Here is a 420-nt window from a genome sequence, read left to right on the forward strand (position 1 = left end):
GGTCACCGCGCGCCGGCTCACCGAGAGCAAGCAGCAGGTCCCGCATTTCTACGTCACCATCGACGTCGAGCTCGACCGGCTGCTTGATCTGCGCAAGCAGCTCAATGCGCTCTCACCCGCAGAGGGCCCGGACGCGTTCAAGATGTCGGTCAACGACATGCTGATCAAGGCGGCGGCCGTGACGCTGCGTCGCGTGCCCAAGGTCAATGCCAGCTACACTGACGCCGAGACCATCCTCTATGACGAGGTGGATATTTCGGTCGCCGTCTCGATCCCGGATGGGTTGATCACGCCGATCGTGCGCAGCCCCGATCGCAAGACCCTGCCCGAGGTCGCCCGCGAGGCGCGCGTACTGATCGAGAAGGCGCGTGCCGGCAAGCTGCGCCCCGAGGAGTTCCAGGGCGGGACGTTCTCGATCTC

At 65.2% G+C, this 420-nt stretch carries 1 protein-coding gene; it reads left to right on the top strand.

Annotated elements, in window-relative coordinates:
• A partial coding sequence (locus HUS61_RS21285; protein WP_175092390.1) for a 2-oxo acid dehydrogenase subunit E2 occupies nt 1-420 on the top strand: 420 nt, incomplete at both ends.

The organism is Pseudoalteromonas sp. 0802, from assembly GCF_013350085.1.
In the GTDB taxonomy this organism is placed as follows: domain Bacteria; phylum Pseudomonadota; class Gammaproteobacteria; order Enterobacterales; family Alteromonadaceae; genus Pseudoalteromonas.